This is a genomic window from Pantoea sp. BR_17 (genome assembly GCF_041955125.1).
In the GTDB taxonomy this organism is placed as follows: Bacteria; Pseudomonadota; Gammaproteobacteria; order Enterobacterales; family Enterobacteriaceae; genus Pantoea; species Pantoea stewartii.
The window spans coordinates 368,106-388,610 of record NZ_JAVAXT010000001.1; the positions used below are offsets into that span (position 1 = coordinate 368,106).

General features: G+C 55.8%; 21 protein-coding genes. 16 read left to right on the plus strand and 5 right to left on the minus strand.

Annotated features, from left to right (window positions below):
- Window position 1: 1 nt before the first annotated feature.
- Window positions 2–391, plus strand: a complete 390-nt coding sequence (locus RAC60_RS01660; protein WP_205950192.1) for a RidA family protein — start codon at window positions 2–4, stop codon at window positions 389–391.
- A gap of 79 nt (window positions 392–470) precedes the next feature.
- A complete protein-coding gene (locus tag RAC60_RS01665; RefSeq protein ID WP_375092477.1) occupies window positions 471–1,190 on the plus strand; it encodes a hypothetical protein in 720 nt (239 codons plus the stop codon).
- 122 nt (window positions 1,191–1,312) lie between these two features.
- Here the strand turns inward: RAC60_RS01665 and RAC60_RS01670 are convergent, their stop codons facing one another.
- Window positions 1,313–2,356 carry a GntR family transcriptional regulator gene (locus RAC60_RS01670; protein ID WP_205950190.1) on the minus strand — a complete coding sequence of 348 codons (1,044 nt, stop codon included), beginning with the start codon at window positions 2,354–2,356 and terminating at the stop codon, window positions 1,313–1,315.
- A gap of 284 nt (window positions 2,357–2,640) precedes the next feature.
- Between RAC60_RS01670 and RAC60_RS01675 the strand changes: the two genes are divergently transcribed.
- The 11 genes from RAC60_RS01675 to RAC60_RS01725 all read left to right on the plus strand — a co-directional run bounded on the left by RAC60_RS01675 (window position 2,641) and on the right by RAC60_RS01725 (window position 12,053).
- The gene (locus RAC60_RS01675; RefSeq protein ID WP_185199427.1) at window positions 2,641–4,017 is read left to right on the plus strand and encodes an amidase family protein; all 1,377 of its coding nucleotides are present in this window, start codon (window positions 2,641–2,643) and stop codon (window positions 4,015–4,017) included.
- Window positions 4,018–4,036: 19 nt separating this feature from the next.
- Window positions 4,037–4,912 (plus strand): polysaccharide deacetylase, encoded by an 876-nt coding sequence (locus RAC60_RS01680; protein WP_033741691.1) that lies wholly within the window; start codon window positions 4,037–4,039, stop codon window positions 4,910–4,912.
- Window positions 4,913–4,941: 29 nt separating this feature from the next.
- A complete protein-coding gene (locus RAC60_RS01685) occupies window positions 4,942–6,312 on the plus strand; it encodes an MFS transporter (protein ID WP_375092478.1) in 1,371 nt (456 codons plus the stop codon).
- A gap of 9 nt (window positions 6,313–6,321) precedes the next feature.
- Window positions 6,322–7,095, plus strand: a complete 774-nt coding sequence (locus tag RAC60_RS01690) for an SDR family NAD(P)-dependent oxidoreductase (RefSeq protein ID WP_006119161.1) — start codon at window positions 6,322–6,324, stop codon at window positions 7,093–7,095.
- Between the two features lie 9 nt (window positions 7,096–7,104).
- Window positions 7,105–7,851: an SDR family NAD(P)-dependent oxidoreductase gene (locus tag RAC60_RS01695; protein ID WP_039340323.1), complete on the plus strand. Its 747-nt coding sequence runs from the start codon at window positions 7,105–7,107 to the stop codon at window positions 7,849–7,851.
- Between the two features lie 12 nt (window positions 7,852–7,863).
- A complete protein-coding gene (locus RAC60_RS01700; protein ID WP_006119159.1) occupies window positions 7,864–8,148 on the plus strand; it encodes a hypothetical protein in 285 nt (94 codons plus the stop codon).
- 20 nt (window positions 8,149–8,168) lie between these two features.
- On the plus strand, window positions 8,169–9,188 hold the full coding sequence (locus tag RAC60_RS01705) for a GTP-binding protein (RefSeq protein WP_185199428.1): 1,020 nt from the start codon (window positions 8,169–8,171) through the stop codon (window positions 9,186–9,188).
- Window positions 9,189–9,192: 4 nt separating this feature from the next.
- Window positions 9,193–10,389 carry a PotD/PotF family extracellular solute-binding protein gene (locus RAC60_RS01710; protein ID WP_058708140.1) on the plus strand — a complete coding sequence of 399 codons (1,197 nt, stop codon included), beginning with the start codon at window positions 9,193–9,195 and terminating at the stop codon, window positions 10,387–10,389.
- A 44-nt stretch (window positions 10,390–10,433) separates the two neighbouring features.
- Window positions 10,434–10,880 carry an NUDIX hydrolase gene (locus tag RAC60_RS01715; RefSeq protein ID WP_033741683.1) on the plus strand — a complete coding sequence of 149 codons (447 nt, stop codon included), beginning with the start codon at window positions 10,434–10,436 and terminating at the stop codon, window positions 10,878–10,880.
- Window positions 10,881–11,030: 150 nt separating this feature from the next.
- Window positions 11,031–11,441: a VOC family protein gene (locus RAC60_RS01720; RefSeq protein WP_375092479.1), complete on the plus strand. Its 411-nt coding sequence runs from the start codon at window positions 11,031–11,033 to the stop codon at window positions 11,439–11,441.
- A 225-nt stretch (window positions 11,442–11,666) separates the two neighbouring features.
- Complete coding sequence (locus tag RAC60_RS01725; RefSeq protein ID WP_058701894.1) at window positions 11,667–12,053, plus strand: hypothetical protein; 387 nt, start codon at window positions 11,667–11,669, stop codon at window positions 12,051–12,053.
- A gap of 765 nt (window positions 12,054–12,818) precedes the next feature.
- Here the strand turns inward: RAC60_RS01725 and RAC60_RS01730 are convergent.
- The 4 genes from RAC60_RS01730 to RAC60_RS01745 form a co-directional block, all read right to left on the minus strand.
- The gene (locus RAC60_RS01730) at window positions 12,819–13,352 is read right to left on the minus strand and encodes a C40 family peptidase (protein ID WP_006119158.1); all 534 of its coding nucleotides are present in this window, start codon (window positions 13,350–13,352) and stop codon (window positions 12,819–12,821) included.
- A gap of 254 nt (window positions 13,353–13,606) precedes the next feature.
- Window positions 13,607–14,320 (minus strand): MgtC/SapB family protein, encoded by a 714-nt coding sequence (locus RAC60_RS01735; protein ID WP_006119157.1) that lies wholly within the window; start codon window positions 14,318–14,320, stop codon window positions 13,607–13,609.
- A 304-nt stretch (window positions 14,321–14,624) separates the two neighbouring features.
- On the minus strand, window positions 14,625–16,955 hold the full coding sequence (locus RAC60_RS01740) for an FdhF/YdeP family oxidoreductase (RefSeq protein ID WP_058701895.1): 2,331 nt from the start codon (window positions 16,953–16,955) through the stop codon (window positions 14,625–14,627).
- A 143-nt stretch (window positions 16,956–17,098) separates the two neighbouring features.
- On the minus strand, window positions 17,099–17,263 hold the full coding sequence (locus tag RAC60_RS01745; protein ID WP_072209558.1) for a DUF2256 domain-containing protein: 165 nt from the start codon (window positions 17,261–17,263) through the stop codon (window positions 17,099–17,101).
- A gap of 113 nt (window positions 17,264–17,376) precedes the next feature.
- On the opposite strand from RAC60_RS01745, the gene RAC60_RS01750 reads away from it, so the two are divergent.
- From RAC60_RS01750 to RAC60_RS01760, 3 genes are all read left to right on the plus strand, one after another.
- Window positions 17,377–18,714 carry a glycoside hydrolase family 10 protein gene (locus tag RAC60_RS01750; RefSeq protein WP_110267494.1) on the plus strand — a complete coding sequence of 446 codons (1,338 nt, stop codon included), beginning with the start codon at window positions 17,377–17,379 and terminating at the stop codon, window positions 18,712–18,714.
- Window positions 18,711–19,148, plus strand: a complete 438-nt coding sequence (locus tag RAC60_RS01755; protein ID WP_033741672.1) for a GNAT family N-acetyltransferase — start codon at window positions 18,711–18,713, stop codon at window positions 19,146–19,148. Before RAC60_RS01750 ends, RAC60_RS01755 begins: the two co-directional genes overlap by 4 nt.
- Before the next feature lie 120 nt (window positions 19,149–19,268).
- Window positions 19,269–20,501, plus strand: a complete 1,233-nt coding sequence (locus tag RAC60_RS01760; protein WP_058701896.1) for an MFS transporter — start codon at window positions 19,269–19,271, stop codon at window positions 20,499–20,501.
- The last annotated feature ends 4 nt before the right edge of the window (window positions 20,502–20,505 follow it).

Genomic DNA, 20,505 nt, shown 5'->3' on the forward strand with positions numbered 1-20,505 from the left:
TATGCTTCAGCAATTGCAGGCGCGTGATATCAATGACCAGCCGCATCCCGGTCATTACTCCCACTATTGTCTGGGGGCAGGAATGATGTTTATTTCGGGTCTGTTACCGGCCACGCCCGCAGGGGAGATGCTCAGCGCCGCGCCCTTTGCCGATCAGGTCCTGCAGGTCTTTGCCAGTCTGGATACCTGCCTGCGCCAGGAGAACCTTACCCGATCGCAACTGGTGATGGTCAGAGTCTATCTGGCTGACATCGCATTATGGGATGATTTCAATGCGCTTTACGCGCAGTGGCTGGGGAGCTGGAAACCCGCCCGCGCTGTGGTGCCGGTTTCCGGACTGCATTATGGTGTCCTGTTAGAGATTGAAGCGACGGCGGTGCAGACGCGTTGAACGGCGCGCTTTGCCCGCGGCGCGTCGCCGTAAGGGATGGTAAAATGCGCATATGCTCGTCAGGAGAAGGCCGCCAGGCATGAAGCTCACCGCAGAATTCTTCAGGATACAACTCTCTTTCGCGACCTGGGTGGCGTCAGGCACAGGCATGCTGCTGGCCAACGCGATTATGGATTACACGAACATTTTTATTCGTCTGGGGTGCGGGCGGCGGTTCGATCGTAAGCTTCCCGTCTGGTCAGACTATATTCGCGGCCTGCGGCACAACCCCGATAAAGATGCTGAGTATACGCTGGCTGTCTGGCAATCCCGGCCGCCTGTTGCCCCGCCCGATGTGGTGGGTCGTTCGGGCTGTTTCTCATTCAGTCTGGAAACGGATCGGTCCGCACGTATTCATTTTGAGCCCACTGACGGAACGGTTTCGCCCCTGTGTGACAGCGAGGTCGCCGCGCGTCAGCGCGAATTGTGCGGTTTAATGGCGCAGATAGTGACTCTCACGCCCGCGGTAAAAACCCTTCGTGGGCTGTCGTGGCTCTACCATCATCACCGCTATCGTCGGCTGTTTCCGCCCGCGTACCTGCGTTCGGCCATGCCGGTCACGGACCGCTACCGTAATATGCCGCTCTGGGGACAGTTTTTGCGCTGGGACGGTAGCCTCAGAGCAGAACGTGCGTCGCACTTGTATCAGCATATTCAGGGCGAGTTTCATCCTTCCCGCCTGGCGACCGGTTTTCCGCTTCAGCCGCTGGCGGTCAGCGCACCGGTGACTGTTTTTCAAGCGTTTTACGCGCGTCGGTAAAGAGGCTGAGTCAGCATGTCCGACATGACGCGTTCAGCGCTGAAGAGGGAACCGGTGACGGGCTAGTGTGACAGAAGGAGAATACGTCGCTTTTTACGTGAAAGTGTCACCTTTATAAGCGGCTAGCGCCGTGCCATAAAATCCGGAAAGGACGGAACAGGCAGCACAGATAACACTTTCAGCCGCTGCAACGTGCGAACCTGCGCGCGCTCCAGATGATCCTTCATGCAGGCGGCCGCCAGTTCCCAGTTCCGATTCAGCAAAAATTCATAGACCAGGCAGTGTTCATCCAGCATGGCACTGTCGACAGGGATACGCAGCAGGTCATAGAAAATGCGCGTGACGATAAAGGGCGACTGGTGTTGTCGCAGTATCTGCATCATCAGCTTGTTACCGGCAGGCTCCAGGCAGCGAATGTGCAGATCTTCTTCCAGGGTTTCCAGTTCAATGGCCGTTAACTGCTTACCCTGCGATTTTTTCGCGTTATCCAGCCGCGATTTCAGCCAGTCTACGTCCAGCCGTTCGCCTGCTTTACGCAGCGCTGCGGGTTCAAGATTGGCCCGGATTTCAAAATGGTCGCCCAGCTCGCGCGCCGTTAACGGACCGGTAAGCCACTGGGAATAGGGTTCTTTTTCCACCAGGCCTTTATCACGCAGGCGCATTAAGCTCTCACGAATCACGCCCCGGCTGGTGGTGTAATAGTGTGCCGCGTCCTGCTCATCAACCTGATAGCAACCAAAGATCATCGCGGTCGACAGCACACCCTGGAGGTGCTCCAGCACTTTTTCACCCGTACTGCGGGTGTCGACCAGTTCCTCATGATGCGCCAGCCCCAACAGTTCGCGCGTCAGGGCAATGCGCACGGGTTCGACGTCCTCATCGTCGCGGGCCACGATAAAGCCCCGGCCTTCAAAGCGGGCAATCCAGCCTTCTTCATGCAGCATACTTAACGCCCGCCTGACCGGCACGCGGCTGGTGCCGAACAGCTGTGCTAACGGACCTTCCAGCAACACCAGGCCTTTAGGAACAGCGTTTTGCTGCAGCACGTTAAGCAGCACCTGGCGGATGATTTCATAACGCGCAGAACCGGCGTCATCCATGTCTGCTCCATTCATTATGTTTCGCATTGTCTTTTTCCGCTCCCATCCTGCCCGCCAGATTATCACATCTGAGGAAATAACGACGGCTGCCCACGCACAGCACTGCGTTAGTGCACAGCGCTCTAAAATGGATCATAAATAAATTAGTACATTTAATACAAAGACAGGATTTTACTCAGCCTGCACAAATGTCCGTCACCGCTCCCGATTTAAGCTTTTGTTATTGCTGATTTAAATTATTTAATGATCGATAAGATCACAAATATGTAACTTAACAGTCCTTTTCCTGGCATCGTTATTGCTATCTTCAAATGTACATTAAATTGCAATATACATTTAAAGGTAAGCGTGTGCAGCCAGAAACCGTCCGTCAGTTATACATTCAGGGTCAGATCGATGCGCTGGGAATCAGTGCGCTTTATGCACAGCACCGCCTTTCCCCCCTGGCGTTTACTGAGGCCTGCCTGACCGCCGCAGAAAATGTACCTTCGGTGTTTATTTCGCTCACCCCGGCGCGCGCCCGTGAAGAGGCCGAAGCCTCAATGCAGCGTTGGCGGCAAGGCCAGCCGTTGAGTCCACTGGATGGAATTCCGGTGGCCTGGAAAGACCTGTTCGACCTTCAGGACTGCCAGACCACCGCCGGTTCGGCCACCCGGCAACACGTTTCGCCCGCCCGACAGGATGCACCCGTCGTTGCCCGGTGCGCGGCGGCGGGCATGGTCACGATCGGCAAAACCAATCTCAGCGAATTTGCGTTTTCCGGACTCGGCCTGAATCCCGCGTTTGGTACACCGGTTATCCGGTCATCAGCGGGCAGCCTGCACGCGCCGGGCGGATCGTCCAGCGGGGCTGGCAGGGCAATCGCGGAAGGCCTGGCCTGTATCGCGTTTGGCACCGATACCGGCGGATCCATTCGTATTCCGGCCGCATTCAGCGGCATTACGGGCTACCGCGCCAGCCGTGGCCGTTATGCCATGGACGCCGTTTTTCCGCTGGCCCGCTCGCTGGATACACTCGGCCCGTTATGCCGCAGCGTCCGGGATGCTATCGCTCTTGATGACATCCTGTGCGGTCCGGATACCACCGCCTTTCCTGAACCCCGTTTCCGGGTTGACGACGCGCTCCTCATGACATGCCAGCCCGCCGTTCGCGATAACGGCCTGAGAATGCTGGATCGCCTCGACGCGGCCGGCTTTGCCATTGACCGCCAGCCGCTTACCGCGTTTACGCAGGCGCTTGACTGGATCGCTGAAAAAGGCTGGCCGGGTGGGCGCGAAGCCTGGTTGCTGCATCGCCTCTTATTAGCCTCACCTGACGCAGAACGCATGGATGCCAGAGTGCGCGAACGTCTGCTTGCCGCCAGCGAGCAGGACCCGGCCGTGCTCGATACCTTTCTGACCCAACGTCAGCAGTGGCAACAGGCCCTGGCGGCGGAGCTGGCGGGCGCAATACTGATCACCCCCACGGTGGCCCATACCGCACCGGAACTCGGTCCGCTGATGCAGGACAGCGCGCTGTTCGCCCAGACCAACGTGGCCACGCTGCGCCTGACCATGCCGGGCAGTCTGCTGGATATGCCGGGCATCGCCCTGCCGAGCGGTACCGATGACCGTGGGTTGCATACCAGTCTGCTTTTCTCTCTACCGGCTGGCGAAGATCGCCGGCTTCTTCACGCTGCCAGCCGACTGGCAGGTCTTTTTACCGCAGACGATTCGGTCTGCGCTTAACGCTCCAGAGGAAGAAAAGATGGCGAAAGAAATCTTATGTGCATTTGGTGTGGATGTGGATGCTGTTGCCGGCTGGCTCGGCTCTTACGGCGGGGAAGATTCCCCTGACGATATCTCACGCGGGCTGTTCGCCGGAGAAGTGGGCGCACCGCGTTTGCTGAAAATGTTTGCTGAACATAATCTGCGCACCACCTGGTTTATTCCCGGCCACTCAATCGAAACCTTCCCGGCGCAGATGAAAGCGGTGGTTGACGCCGGCCACGAGATTGGCGTGCATGGCTACAGCCATGAAAACCCGATTGCCATGACGCCCGCGCAGGAAGAGGCGGTGCTGGATCGCAGTATTGAACTGGTGACGCAGCTTGCGGGTAAACGTCCAACCGGTTACGTCGCGCCCTGGTGGGAATTCAGCAATGTGACTAATGAGCTGCTGCTGAAAAAAGGCATCAAATACGATCACAGCCTGATGCACAACGACTTTCATCCTTACTACGTTCGCGTAGGCGACAGCTGGACCAAAATTGACTACAGCCAGCATCCGGACACCTGGATGAAGCCGCTAATGCGCGGCGAAGAGACCGACCTGGTAGAGATCCCCGCTAACTGGTATCTGGATGATCTGCCACCCATGATGTTTATCAAGAAGTCACCGAACAGCCACGGTTTTGTCAATCCGCGCCATCTGGAGGAGATCTGGCGCGATCAGTTCGACTGGGTATATCGCGAAAACGACTATGCCGTCTTTACCATGACGATTCATCCCGACGTATCAGGCCGTCCGCAGGTGCTGCTGATGCTGGAGCGCCTGATTAAGTACATCCAGAGTCACCAGGGCGTGCGTTTCGTCACTTTCGACGAAATTGCCGACGACTTCTTAGCGCGCCAACCGCGTTAAGCCTTTTTCTCTTGCAGAGTGATCACGACATGAGCATCTACAAAAAAAAATCCGTTAACGGCTGGCAGCCCCAGCAGTTAACCACCAGGGATGTCAAATTCGCTACATGGATCGCCTTCTTCGCCTGGATCTTCGCCGTCTATGACTTCATCCTTTTCGGCACCTTGCTGCCGGAGATCGGCGGTCATTTTGGCTGGAGCGAAGTCGAACAGTCTGAAATTGCTACCTGGGTCGCGTTTGGTGGGGCAGTGATCGCTCTGGCCATTGGCCCGCTGGTGGATCGCCTGGGACGGCGCATGGGCATCGTTATTACCGTGGGAGGCGCGGCCCTGTGTTCGCTGCTGACCGCAATAGGGGGATTATGGGGTAAGGGCGCATTGACCGCCATTCGCTCCGTTGCCGGTCTGGGTTATGCAGAGCAAACGGTTAACGCCACCTATTTATCAGAACTCTATACTGCGCTGGACGATCCCAAACTCAACAAACGGAAGGGATTTGTCTACAGCCTGGTGCAGGGCGGATGGCCGGTCGGTGCGCTGGTGGCCTCGGCGCTGACCGCGATTCTGCTGCCGATTATCGGCTGGCAGGGCAGCTTTATCTTCGCAGCCTTTCCGTCGCTGGTGATCGCGCTGCTGGCGCTGAAGCTGAAAGAAACGCCTCAGTTTGAAGTACAGAAGAAAATCAAAACGCTGCGGGAGCAGGGTAAAGAGAAAGATGCACGCCAGGTCGCGGCCGACTATCAGGTTCCGTATGAAGATCAGCCGAAGTCAGGTTTTGCCTCGGCATTTCACGGCACGGCGTTGCGCTCAACCTTGGTACTGGGTGTTGCCATTTTGCTGAACTGGTTCGCCATTCAGATCTTCAGCGTGCTGGGCACCACGGTAATTACCAAAACCCACGCGGTCTCGTTCAATAACTCTTTATTGATCCTGATTCTGTCTAACCTGGTGGGCTATTGCGGCTATCTGGCACACGGCTGGCTCGGTGACCGCATCGGTCGTCGCAACACCATCGCGGCCGGCTGGATGCTGGGCGGTATCGCCTTTGCCGCGATGCTGTTCTGCCCGGACAACTTTGCCATCATCGTGGCCCTGTACAGCGTCGGTCTGTTTTTCCTGATTGGTCCGTATGCGGCCGCGCTGTTCTTTATCAGTGAAAGTTTCCCGACCGCCATTCGTGCTACTGCGGGCGCATTAATTATGGCGATGGGGCCGGTGGGCGCAATTGTGGCCGGTGTCGGCACTACCTCAGTGCTGAGTCAGGGTGGACACTGGCAGGAGGCGGCACTGTGGTTTGGTGCGGTTCCGTGCTTTGTCTCGGGCATCATTATTCTGTTCGCCCGGCCGGTCACGCAACTGAATACGCACATCGCCGCCGCCTCCACTCAACCTCAGGCCTAAGGAAACCCTATGCAGAATGCAAACACAGCCCCGGTTGCCGCGATCAGCGGAGCCGCAAGTGGGATTGGACTGGCGCTGGCAACGCTGTATGCCCAGAGAGGCGTGCGGGTGATAGCGGGCTATTATCCGCAGGATCCCCACGATCCGGCCGTCGCGGCCGCGCAGATTGAAGCGGCGGGCGGTGACGCGCTCTGGCTGCCGCTTAACGTCGGATCCACCGACTCGGTGGACGCGTTTATTGCGCAAGGCGTACAGCACTTTGGACGGCTTGACGCGGTCGTCGCCAATGCGGGCATTCTGCGTCGGGCAGAGATTGAGGAGATGAGCGACGCACGCTGGGATGAGATGCTCAATGTCGATCTGACCGGCGTGATGCGCCTGTTCCGTGCCGCTGCCGCCCACCTTCAGTCGGGGGCCAGCCTGGTTGCGGTGTCGTCGATTGCGGGCGGTGTATATGGCTGGCAGGCGCATGCGCACTATGCCGCCGCGAAGGCGGCGGTGCCCGGCATTTGCCGCTCGCTGGCCGTCGAACTCGCGCCGCGCGGGGTGCGATGTAATGCCATCATCCCCGGGCTGATTGAAACGCCGCAGTCGCTGGATAAGGATAATTCGCTTGGCCCGGAAGGGCTGGCGAAGGCGGCGAAGGCGATTCCGCTGGGCCGCGTCGGACGCGCCGAGGAAGTGGCGAAAGTCATCGCGTTTCTCACCAGTGACGAGAGCAGTTACCTCACCGGACAGAGTCTGATTGTCGACGGTGGACTCACCGTTCGCTGGCCGGATTAAGGAGAACCCATGCAACTCAGGATGAAACGTTGTGTAATCAGCGGCGCGGCCAGCGGCATCGGGGCGGCCATCGCAATGCTGTTCGCCCGCGAAGGTGCCCATCTGATACTCACTGACCGCGACAGTACAAAGCTCAAGACTGTGGTTGATCAGTGTCGCCAGTCTGGCGTGCCGTGTTTTGGCATTGTGGCCGATGTCGGCGAGGTGGAAGGTGCCACGGCGGGCGTGGATGCCTGCCTGGCGCAGTTCGACGGAATCGATATTCTGGTGAATAACGCCGGAATGCTGACCCAGGCGCGCTGTACCGATATCACGCTACCCATGTGGGAAGAGATGATGGCTGTGGATTTACGTAGTGTCTTCCTGGCGACGCAACGGGCGTTGCCGTCCATGCTGGCGCAGCGCTGGGGCAGGGTGATCAACATCGCGTCGCAGCTCGGTATCAAAGGTGGTGCCGAACTCAGCCATTATGCGGCGGCCAAAGCCGGCGTATTAGGCTTTACCCGCTCGCTGGGGCTGGAGGTGTCCGCAGATAATGTGCTGGTGAACGCCATCGCGCCCGGTCCGATTGAAACGCCGCTTATCGATGGCATCAATCAGGCATGGAAAACGGCCAAGGCAGCCGAACTGCCGCTGGGACGTTTTGGCCGGGCGGAAGAGGTCGCGCCGGTAGCGTTACTGCTGGCAAGTGAGCCCGGCGGTAACCTGTTTGTTGGCCAGACGCTTGGCCCTAATTCCGGCGATGTCATGCCCTGAGGAGAAGCAGATATGTGTGGCGTTTGTGGTTTACTGGACAGCGGTCCGCAATGGAGCGATGCGCTACAAAACGATCTGCCCCAGCGCCAGTTGCGGTTAAAGCAGCTGGCGCTGCTCAACCGAACGCTTAAACCCTGGCGGCTCACGCTGACTGAGTTTCATGCCAGTTGGGTGCTCTCCAGCCCAACCGGTCAGCAGGTGATGGTGAATTCACTGGACCTGTTGTGGAAAGAGGTCGAGAAGATCACCAAACGCCCGCTTGATCCACTGGATGAAGCCTGGCTGGCGGCGCTGTAAGGCATACAAGAGGAGCGGCTATGCTGCACGATCAAAAACTGCCGCTGCATATCCTGAGCGGTTTCCTGGGAAGCGGCAAAACCACGCTGCTGAAAGGCTGGCTGGCGCAGCAAGATCTGAACGACGTTGCATTGCTGGTTAATGAATTTGGTGAGGTGGGCATCGACCATCATCTGCTGAATGAAGTCGCGCCCGATACGGTGCTGCTGCCCAGCGGCTGCGTCTGTTGCCAGATTCGCGGCGAACTGAAAACGGCGTTACTGGATCTCTATGAACGGCGCGTGCGCGGCATGCTGCCGCCGTTCAGCCAGGTCATTCTGGAAACCACCGGCCTTGCCGATCCTGCGCCCATCCTGTCAACATTGCTGCATGATCCCCAGCTTAAACATCACTTCAGTCAGGGCACGCTGGTGACGCTGGTCGATGCCGAGCATGCCCGGCAGCAGTCGATGCATCAACCGGAATGGATAGCCCAGGTCAGCGCGGCGGATAAGCTGTTGCTCAGCAAATGCGACCGTATCGGACAGACCGAACGTGTGGCGCTTCAGGCCTGGATTGCCGGGCTGAACCCTATGGCGGAACTGAGTGACACCGTGCAGGCGCTGGCCGATCCGGACCCCTTATTTGGCCTGCGCCTGGCAAAAGGCAGTGGGCAACAGCGGTTTCGCTGGCTTGGCGCAGCCGGTGCGTCCGGTTATCGTCTTGCATCCCATGACGAGAATCCGCATCCGCTTACGCAAACCTGCGTGATCACCTTAGAGAACGCCCTGAACTGGCCCGCGTTTGCTATCTGGTTGTCAATGCTGTTACATAGCCATGGTCAGTCTGTATTGAGAATGAAAGGCATCTTACGTTTCAGCGGCAGCAGCTCACCCGTGGTGATTCATGGCGTACAGCATACGTTACATCCGCCCGTTCACCTGAATGACTGGCCCGGCGATGTCGATACCTCAAAACTGGTGTTTATTCTGCGCGGACTGGATCCCGAGCGACTGAAACAGGGATTCAGCCGTTTTCAGCAGGCGGTAAAGGATAAGTAAAACAATGAACGCTGCGGCGAAAGTTAACGATCAACTGACATTGCGCGTACTGGGCACCTCGGTCACGCTGCTTGAAATGTTGCGTGTCCGTGCGGAAAGCGATCTGGGCATTCGCATCGAGTATCTGCTGCACAGCGTGGAAGATGCCCAGCGCATTGCGGTCATGCATCCGGAAAGTTATGACCTTTACGATCAGTGGTTTCACAATATCGATTTTGTCTGGCCTGCCCGGGCAATCCAGCCGCTGGAAATCAAGCGACTGAAATACTGGGACGAGATTACGCCGCTGGCCAAAACCGGCAGGCTAGGTCCCGATCTGCCGTTAGCCGATGGCAGTGTACCTTCGGAGCGACTGTATGTTCAGCGCGATATGCATTTAGGCAGCCACGCGAGTGACCATATCAGCATGTTGCCGCTTACCCATAACGTGGACAGTTTTGCCTATCATGCAGACCGGCTGCCTGCGGTGCTGCAACAGCAGGAAGAGAGCTGGGGCTGGCTGGTACATCCTTCGCTGACGGGGCAGGTGGCGCTACAGGAAGATGCGGCCATGGGCGGTATTGATGCGGCGCTGGCCATGCAGGGGGCCGGGCTGGCACGCTTTGCGAATATAGGTAATCTGACGCTTGATGAGATCGACCTGTTAACACAACAGCTGGCGCGCCTTCACCGTAACGGCCATTTTGCGGCCTTCTGGGCATCGCAGGATGAGGCATGCGACCTGATTGCCAATCAGCAGGTTGAAGTACAAAGTCTCTGGGCACCCATCTATTTTCGTCATCATTTCCATCAGCGCGGCTATAAAATGGCGCGACCACGTGAAGGCTACCGTGCGTGGTACGGCGGCATGTCGCTTTCACGCTGTGCGACCGGCAAAATCAAAGAGGCGGCCTACGACTACCTTAACTGGTGGCAGTCTGGCTGGCCCGGTGCGGTCATGGCGCGGCAGGGTTATTACATTTCTAACGCGGAACGCAGCCGGACGCATCTGTCGGCAGCGGAATGGGATTTCTGGTACGGTGGTCAACCCGCACGCGAAGTGCTGCTGGATGCCTGGGGCGCACCGCTGATTCCCCAGGGGGAAGTGCGCGATGGCGGAAGTTACGAGCAACGGATGAGCCACATTGCCGTCTGGAACGCCGTGATGGATGAACATAACTATCTGACGCGCCGCTGGCAGGATTTTTTGCGGCCCCGTTGAAAAATCTTTATCCGTGAGCACGCCCCCAATAAAAGGAAGAGAATATGCGCACGCGCCGCTCGGCCCGGTTACTGATCCTGAATGCTTCCCATGAGGTGTTGCTGTTTCGTTTTGTGCATTCGCAGGATGCGCTGGCGGGCAGCGCATACTGGGCAACGCCCGGCGGCGGCGTAGAGCAGGGCGAATCTTTTGAGCAGGCGGCGGTCAGGGAACTGTATGAAGAAACTGGCATTCACCGTGCCGATGTGGGTCCGTCTGTCGGTGAGCGATGCTTTGCCATGACGCTGCCTTCGGGCGAGATCGTGCAGGCACATGAGCGGTTCTTTATTGTTACTGCCGCAGGGAACGAAATTAACACACTGGGCTGGAGTGAAAATGAGAAATCAGTCATTGCCAGTTCGCGCTGGTGGACCGTCAAAGCACTCAGTGAAACAACCGAAACGGTTTATCCCGCCAATATTATGAGCCTATTGCCTCTGCAATATACCTGAATGCATTCTGACCGGCTCTGATTAATTCGCCTCGTTTTTTTTGCAATTCTGATTTATGTTAAATAGCAGGCTATTATGTGCGCGTGCTTTTGCATCACGGCATAATCTGTTTAATGCTGGTTCTCTTTACGCCTGACCAAAGAGGTGAAAGTGAACTTACTCAAGATCGACCACGTCCATATTTATGTGCATGACCTGAAGAAAGCAGAACACTGGTATAAACGGGTGCTGGGTTTTTCACGCGATGAATCGTTGCTGTTTTGGTTTACGCAGGGCGGTCCACTGGTGCTGAAAAATAATGCTGCCGTAATATCGCTGTTTTTAAGAACCCATCAGCCGCCGGGTAACACCGTGGCATTTAGCCTGGATGCCACGTGTTTCTGTCAGTTATTACGCATCCTGGTCGCGCAATCCATACCTTATACAGTCAGCGATCATCAGGTGTCGATGTCCGTTTATTTTTCCGATCCTGACGGAAATCAGATTGAACTGACGTCTTATCAGTACGCGGAAGCGAAGGAAAACCTGGCGATATTTGAGAACAGCGTGCATCGGCCTTAAACAGGCACTTGCTTTGTCAGGTAACGTTAATTGAGACCGACCATCACTCTCCAGGCTCATTAAACGCAGAATAAAAAAGAAAAGGGCGGTCTTTTTTCGAGGCACGCCATATTTTGATAACGCGCGTTGTGATTACACCGCGGCATCGTTATTTTTTTCAAGAAACGTCTTTAGAAGCCGATATTAGTTAATTCACATCAGCTATTGCGTTAAGGAGAACCTAAAATGACGTATTTGCATATTAAACAGCCATCAGACGACGAAGGATGTGGTATCGCGGTTATGGCCCGATTACATCAAAAAAGTTATGATGAGATGTTGTCAATTGCTATGGAAAATGGCTTCTGCGACAAGAAGAAACGTGTCAATCTCGCGCAAATGAAAAGATTTCTGGGTTATAAGGGATTAGAGAACGTATCGTATAAAAGACACAACGGGGCCAGCGTACCGACGGATTGTGGTATCTTTCATGGTCGCTGGAATAACGTTAAAACCGGGACACGTCACTGGATTGCTTACCACGATGGTCTGTTTTTTGATCCGCTTTTGCCGCAACCCGTCTCGCAATTATCCGCGCAGTTTTATGTGACGCAAATTTTCAAACATCCTTAAATATTCATTGCCTGGAAGGCCAATGGGGAAGTTAATAGTCAACGTGAGCACCTTGCAAACTGCTAAATTCGGGGCCGGGCCCTGGGTTGGCTTTTAATATCCTTCATCAGGCATCATAGATCTGTGGGTACCGATATCAGACAGCGTTTCGTATTAATCGATATGGGTGAATGTTGTGGGGATTTCGGTACCTCAGTACGCTAATTTTTACGTAGCCGCGTCAGTTCAGGTTGCAGACGTCAGTTCGTGGCTGATCAGCCTCAGCGATGGAACCAGGCAAAACATCACGTCGCCGCTTTTCGGTATTCACTGCCTGTAAGATGTTTTCTCAACATCAGGTGAGTTGTCATCAAGAACGGCTGATGCGCGTTTCGGGTGATAGACATGAGTTGCAGTGGTGACTCGGTTATCACTGGTAACGCGCACGGCATCAGATTTTGATGTGGCCTGAAGACGAGATATGAGAGCACATAAACAGGCGAAGCGAAGACAAAGCGAAAAAGCAGAGAAAATGGTGCAAAACCGGAAAAGACGCAGAACACCCCATATCGGAGCCTGATGTATAAAAGTACGCATAATGTATATTATGTTAAATAGGATGTCCGGTTACGCACTCAGTCAGCCCGTTTACGCCTTTCCTGCCTCACCGCTTCTTTTTGTCCGCTTCTGTACCCACAAATCACAACAACGCTACGTAAAAAACTGGCGCTTATCCCTGTGCTGGATTGGCAGATTTCACGTAGCGTTGCCTGGCATAATTCACGTTTAGCTGGCTCTGTTCAGTGTTACCTGCGCCCCGTATTCTCGCGTCAGACGACGCGCCTGGTAATAAACCGATTTCCAGTATGGGTTGTTCAGTGATGAGCGAATCACGCCCTTGCTGGCCGACGCGTGAATAAACTGATTATCCGTATCGTAGAAGCCTACGTGCATGCCGCCACCAATGCGGAAAAACACCAGATCGCCTGGTTGCAGATGTTCCGGTGTGACACGAACGCCCATATGCAGCAGATCGGCTGTGGTGACGCGGTCCATTGGCAGATTGAAACGATCGTGCAAGGTTCGCCAGACGTAGCCCGAGCAATCCACGCCAGACAGCTGTGTGCCGCCCCATTGGTACGGCGTATCATGCCAGGTGTGCATTTGGTCATGCAACGCCGCGACGATAGGAATCAAATCCGGGTTTTGCGATGCGTCAGCGGCGGCGGTGTCCTCGGGTTCATCTGAATGATGATGACTGCAACCAGAAAGCAGGAGCATAAGGCCGGAAAGAAAAAAGAATGAGGTTTTACGCTTCATCGAATAATCCGCACAGTAAAGATAACAAGGTGAGCAACGCTAAGGGCTTTTATAACCCATTCAATCGCTTATAGAAATATCTACGCTCTGCTTTACTTAACCTTACACTCAAACGGCAGGCTCTCTTTATATAGCGTAAAAAAGCGCACCTGGAAACGGATTTTCGCGAATAAAATAACAACGCTACGCGAAATCTGACGCATAAATCCCCTGCTCTTTTATCAGAATTCACGTAGCGGCGCCTGTTTTTTGTGCTATCCGTTTTCGCTCGAATCCAGACCGCATACCTGCCAGCGCACCGAACTGACCCCTTTCTCCAGACTGATGCGGCTTACAAGACTTTCCAGCTGTCCGGTCATGCTGGGTTGGCCCATCACTTCGGCATTCACTTCCATGCGATGTGGCGGATCCAAATCTTCACTGTGGAGCGATTGCAGGCGCAGGCCGCTGTTGCCCAGGCTATGCAGCATCAAACTGCGCACCTGAACTTCATCCTGCGCAAGACAGACGATCTGCACTTTGTAATGTTGTACTGCCTCGTCGGCCGACACGATGGACTGGCGATTAATGCCCAGCGCCAGTTCACGCAACAGAATGTTGGCACAGAGAATCACCATGCAACCTATCGCGGCTTCGAGTAACAACCCCATGCTGCACAGGACGCCGACGGCCGCGGTACACCACAAGGTGGCGGCGGTATTCAGGCCGCGAACGTTTAATCCGTCGCGCATAATCACACCGCCACCCAGGAAGCCGATACCGGAAACCACATAGGCGGCAACGCGAGTTGCGTCGGTGGCAATGCCGGGAACACACTGCGTCATCAGAACGAACAGACAGGCGCCGGTGCTGACCAGCGCGTTAGTACGTAAACCGGTCATGCGTTGACGCAGCTGACGTTCGCTACCGATGAGCGCACCCAGAATCAGCGCGGCCGATACGCGCAGTAAAAAGATTTTCCAGTCCATGATAAACCTCTCTCCGCCGCGCAGCAGGCGCAGTACGGAAAAACAAAGATGAATAAAATGGATCACAGCGGGCGTTGATGCAAAGCGCATCACGTCAGGGAAGGATGTTGATACAGCCGCCATCTTAACGTGCAGTTAAGACAGCCAAAACTATCTTACTGCAGAAGCCTGGTGTAATCGTTCGGGACTTGTGTCCAATGTAGGTTGCCTCTTGCGTAAAATTCGCGGCGATTGTATAGCCATCTGAGGGCGGATTTCCACTCAGATGGCGCTTCGTTCAGGATTGGTTTAGCTGGACGGACGTTTAACGGCGCGTTGCGGACGCCTCAACCGGCACGTCGGCGCGGGCCAGCTCCATCCTCACCGGTGTGCTTTTATAGGAGGGAATACCGCTTTTTGTGTCGTAACTGTCTAAGGGAATCAACACGTTAGCTTCAGGGTAATAGGCCGCAACCGAACCTTCGGCCATATCATGCACTGCGATAGTCAGATTATCGAGACGGCGATGAGTAGGATTGCCGTCCGGGTCCAGCGCAATGATGTTAACCTGATCGCCCATGCGAACGCCCTTTTTCTCCGCCTCGTTTTCACTGATAAACAGAATGTCGCGGCGGCCTGAAACGCCGCGATAGCGGTCATCCAGCCCGTAGAGCGTGGTGTTGTACTGATCGTGACTGCGCAGTGTCGTCAGAACGAGATCATGACATTTCAACGAGCGCGGATCTTCATTGATGCCCTCCATCACCAGGAATTGTGCTTTGCCCGATGGCGTATGCCAGACACGTTCAGACGCGCCATTCGGTAAACGGAACCCGCCCGGCTGCTGAATACGTTCGTTGAAGTTGTCAAAACCCGGAATCACCGCTTCGATGGCGTCACGAATCAGGCTGTAGTCGCCTGTCAACGTGTCCCAGTCCACGACCGTGTCCGGCAACGTGGCTTTGGCCAGGCCCGCGATGAGCGCGGGTTCGGATTTCAGATGAGGCGACGCCGGATCGAGCGTGCCGCGTGAGGCGTGCACCATCGACATGGAATCTTCAACCGTCACGCTCTGTGCGCCAGACTGTTGCTGGTCAATCTCGGTGCGGCCAAGCACCGGGAACAGATAGCTGTGTTTTGCCAGCAACAAATGCGAGCGGTTCAGTTTGGTGGCCATGTGCACCACCATATCCAGCTTGCGCATCGCAGCAAAGGTTTGCTGTGGATCCGACATGGCTTCGGCCAGATTACCGCCCAGGCACAGCAGCGCGTTTATCTCACCATCGCGAATGGCCTGAACGGCCTTAACGGCACTGTGTCCGTGTTTTGTCGGTGGCGTGAAACCAAAGACCGCTTCGATACGCTTCAGCAGGCTTTCGGAGGGAACTTCGGTGATGCCAACGGTACGATCGCCCTGCACATTCGAGTGACCGCGTAACGGACAAATGCCCGCGCCCTTCTTGCCCATATTGCCGCGTAACAGCAGCAGATTCGCAATTTGTTGCACGTTCTGCGTGCCGTACTGATGCTGAGTAATTCCCATGCCATAGCAAATGATTGTGCGTTCAGCATTAGCGTAAAGCTGGGCGATATGCTCAATCTGTTCGCGTGACATACCCGAAACGTTAAGAATATGCGACCAGTCCGTCGCCTCAAGGTCGGCTTTTAAGGCATCCAGGCCCTGCGTATGTTCAGCGATAAACGCGGCGTCAAACACGCCAGGATTGCCGCGGGTTTTGGCCTCTTCATCCATCGCCATCAGGCACTTCATCACGCCTTTAAGCATGGCCGCATCACCGCCAACCCGGATTTTGTAATAGGTTGACGCCAGTTCCGTTGAGCTCAGCGTCACCATCTGTACCGGATTTTGCGGGGCGGTAAAACGCTCAAGTCCCCGTTCGCGCAACGGATTGATCGCGACGATTTTCGCACCGCGTTTCGACACCTCCTGCAACGTGGCCAGCATGCGCGGATGGTTTGTACCGGGGTTATGACCGATACAGATCACCAGATCGCAATGGTCAAAATCATCCAGCTCTACCGTGCCTTTGCCGATGCCAATCGATTCAGGTAAGCCGACGCTGGTTGGCTCGTGGCACATATTGGAACAGTCGGGGAAGTTATTGGTGCCAAATTCGCGGGCAAACAGCTGCCACAGAAAGGCGGCCTCGTTGGAAGCACGTCCCGAGGTATAAAATTCCACGCTGTCGGGATTGTGATAACTGCGCAGCCGCTCACCAATTTCATTGAAGGCGGTTTGCCACTCGATGGGCTGATAGGTATCCGTTACCGGATCGTATTTCATTGGATGCGTCAGCCTGCCTTCGCCTTCAAGCTCGTAAGCGCTGCGCTGCCACAATTCGCTGACCGGATGGGCCGCGAAAAACTCAGGTGTCGTGCGTTTACTGGTGGCTTCCCATGACACCGCTTTCGCGCCGTTTTCACAGAACTCAAAGGAGGACGTGTGTTTGGGATCGGGCCAGGCACAGCCGGGACAGTCAAAGCCTTCAGGCTGGTTAACTTTAAATAAGGCAATCACGTCCTGTTTCACGGCCATCTGACCACGAATCGCCCCTGCTACCGCTTTCAGGGCACCCCAGCCGCCCGCTGCGCCATCATAGGGTTTCACACCTTCCGTCCTGTTTTGCTCTTTCATTGCTGCTCCAGACTGACTGTTTTTGTTTTTATTAAGCCTGGTACAGTAATCGCAACGGCGCGTGAGAACAGTCGTGTAAAATTCAGGTTAACTTTTGCTAAATGTTTCACCGAGGCGGCAAAGCCAGGCGGCGCGCGAAAATGTTATGCTCCGCCAGCGGTATTTCGACGCTGTCGCCTGCAACGTTCAGAGCAGTATAGTACCTGATCCCAGCATTTTGCCCACTTTTTACGCCAGGTCATGGGTTTATGGCACTGCCTGCAGTAGCGCACCGGAAGCGCCTGTTTATTTCCTTTAAAAGTGTGCATCGTCTGCCTCCTGTCATCAGGTGATAAGTATAGACAGGCCGGGTTGATTGACTTTACGCCAAATAGGATCAGAATACTGTTCCAGTTAAGGACTACGCGACACGGAGTTTATCATCGCCACTTTTCGCGACGTTTATCGCGCCCGTACGGGACGCCGAGCCGGCCTGTTCGCCGCCTCGGCTTTGTTATTAGCCAGCTGTTCGTCGGAACCGCCAAAATCGCTGGTCACGCCCTTTCCGACCGTCAGTAAACCGCCGGTAACCAGCCAACCGGTGCGGGAGAATGTGCCTGTACGCGGCGTCTGGCTGACGACGGTTTCCCGTCTCGACTGGCCACCGATCGCCTCGGTGAATATCCGCGATGAGGCGCTGCGCGTCAGTCAGCAAAAGCGTGCGCTGACCGATAAACTCGACAAGCTGAAAAGCCTGGGAATCAATACGGTGTTCTTTCAGGTCAAACCGGATGGCACCGCACTGTGGGCATCGAAGATCCTGCCCTGGTCAGACATGATGACAGGCGAAACAGGTCAGAACCCAGGCTTTGATCCGCTGCAGTTTATGCTGGATGAAGCCCATAAGCGCGGTATGCGCGTGCATGCCTGGTTTAATCCCTACCGCGTTTCCGTGAATACCAAACCCTCAACGGTCGCCGAGCTGAACCGCACCCTGTCACAGCAGCCTGCCAGCGTCTTTGTTCTGCATCGTGACTGGATTCGCACGTCGGGGGATCGTTACGTGCTTGATCCCGGCATTCCGGATGTGCGTGACTGGATAACCAGCATCGTGGCTGAAGTTGTAAAACACTACGATATCGATGGCGTGCAGTTTGATGATTACTTCTACGCCGAGTCGCCCGGCTCGCCCCTGAACGACAGTCAGACGTTTATTCGATACGGCCAGGGCTTTGCCTCGAAGGCAGACTGGCGCAGGCATAATACACAGTTGTTGATCGAGCAGGTTTCTCACACGATCAAGCAGCTCAAGCCGCAGGTGGAGTTTGGCGTCAGCCCGGCGGGCGTCTGGCGTAACCGTTCGCACGATGCTGCCGGCTCGGATACGCGCGGCGCGGCGGCCTACGATGAGTCCTATGCGGATACACGCCGCTGGGTACAGGACGGCTTACTGGATTATATTGCGCCCCAGATTTACTGGCCCTTCTCACGCAGCGCCGCCCGTTACGATGTGCTGGCGAACTGGTGGGCTAACGTTGTTAAGCCGACTAAAACGCGTCTGTACATCGGTATCGCCTTATACAAAGTCGGGGTGCCCGCCAAAAACGAGCCGGAATGGACGATTCAGGGCGGCGTGCCGGAACTGAAACGGCAGCTTGACCTTAACGCCTCCCTGCCGCAGGTCAGCGGCACGATTTTGTTCCGGGAAGATTACCTGAATCAGCCACAAACGCAGCCAGCAGTGAATTACCTGCGCAGCCGCTGGGGGCAACAGCCGTGATAACCGTGGCGGTTGTCGAGGCGGCAACCCCGGCGTTACAGGTCTTAACGGCCCGGCTGTCAGCGGAACTGTCTGCCCTTACTGGCGATGCGGGGACACAGCACTTCAGCGCGCCTGAGGCGGCGACCTGGGTGCTGGCCCGTGACAGCCAGGGCAAGGCAATTGGCTGTGGGGCGCTGGTGCATGTCTCTCCTGAGACAGCCGAACTGAAGCGCATGTTTTCCACCCGCGATATCCCCGGTACGGGCGCGGCCGTGTTGGCTGCGCTTGAGCAGATTGCCCGCGCGCGCGGCTATCGCGCGCTGCGGTGCTCAACGCGCCGGGTGAATACCCGCGCAGTGGCGTTTTATCATCGTTGCCATTTTCAGGAAACCGCACCTTACGGCGCTTATGTCGATAAGCCCGCTTCTGTGTGTCTGATCAAAGCCCTCTGACGCAAATCATTAACAAATATTTTACTATTCAGCCCAAAATAGCACTTTTGTCAGCACCGCATTCGCTGCGTGGCGTAATATACGTCAATAAACGTAAAGTCCTCCCACACGGAAATGCGCATGTCTCAATACTCAAGTGAAGTGAAAACCAGTCAGCCCGGACTGGCCGCCAACGTTGATGACAGTCAGAAAATTGTGATGTCGATACTGGGCGCAGTGGCCTTTTCCCACTGCTGTAATGACTTTATCCAGGCCATGCTGCCGTCCATTTATCCGCTGCTGAAAACCAACTTCGCGCTCAGCTACGCCCAGATTGGCTTGATCACGCTGATTTATCAGATGACCGCCTCGCTGCTGCAGCCGTGGATTGGTCTTTATACCGACAAACATCCCAAGCCCTGGCTACTGCCGTCTGGTATGGTTGCGACACTCATCGGCATCGGGCTGCTGGCCATCGCGCCGCATTTCTCAGTGGTGTTGATGGCATCGGCGCTTATCGGCGTAGGTTCAGCCACGTTTCATCCGGAAGCGTCGCGTGTGGCACGGATGGCTTCGGGCGGGCAATTTGGGACGGCACAGTCCACCTTCCAGGTCGGCGGCTATGTCGGTACCGCTTTTGCGCCGCTGGTCGCCGCGATGCTGATCATCCCGCACGGACAGCTGGCGGTGGGCTGGCTGATGCTGATCGCGCTGTTTGCGGTCATCATTCTGTCAGGTATCAGCCGCTGGACGGTGAAGCACGGTCATGCCCACATGAAAAAGCACAACCAGCGGTCACTGCGCGCCCTGTCGTCGCGCGATGTGAAGCTGGCGCTGTCCGTTGTGGGCGTGCTGTTACTGGCTAAATTCACCTATATCGCCTCGATCAGCAACTACTACATTTTTTATCTGGTCGAGCGCTTCCAGTTACCGGTGCCGGAAGCCCAGATTTACCTGTTTACCTTTCTGGCCGCGGTGGCGATTGGGACGCTGGTTGGCGGCCCGGTGGGCGATCGTATCGGACGTAAGGCGGTGGTCTGGATCTCTTTCCTGGGCGTCATTCCCTTCTCGCTCCTGATGCCGCACGCCAACCTGTTCTGGACCGCGGTGTTAACCGTTTGCATTGGCCTGGTGTTTTCATCGGCGTTTGCCGCGCTGGTCGTCTATGCCCAGGAGGTGCTGCCGGGTCGCACGGGCATGGTGGCCGGGATCATGTTTGGCACGATGTTTGGGATTGGCGGTATCGCCGCGGCCGCACTGGGGAAATTTGCGGACTGGTACGGTATTACCACGGTATACAACGCCTGTGGCTTTTTACCGCTGCTTGGCTTTGTGACCTTACTGATGCCTGACACGCGAAACAAAAAAGCGTAAAACG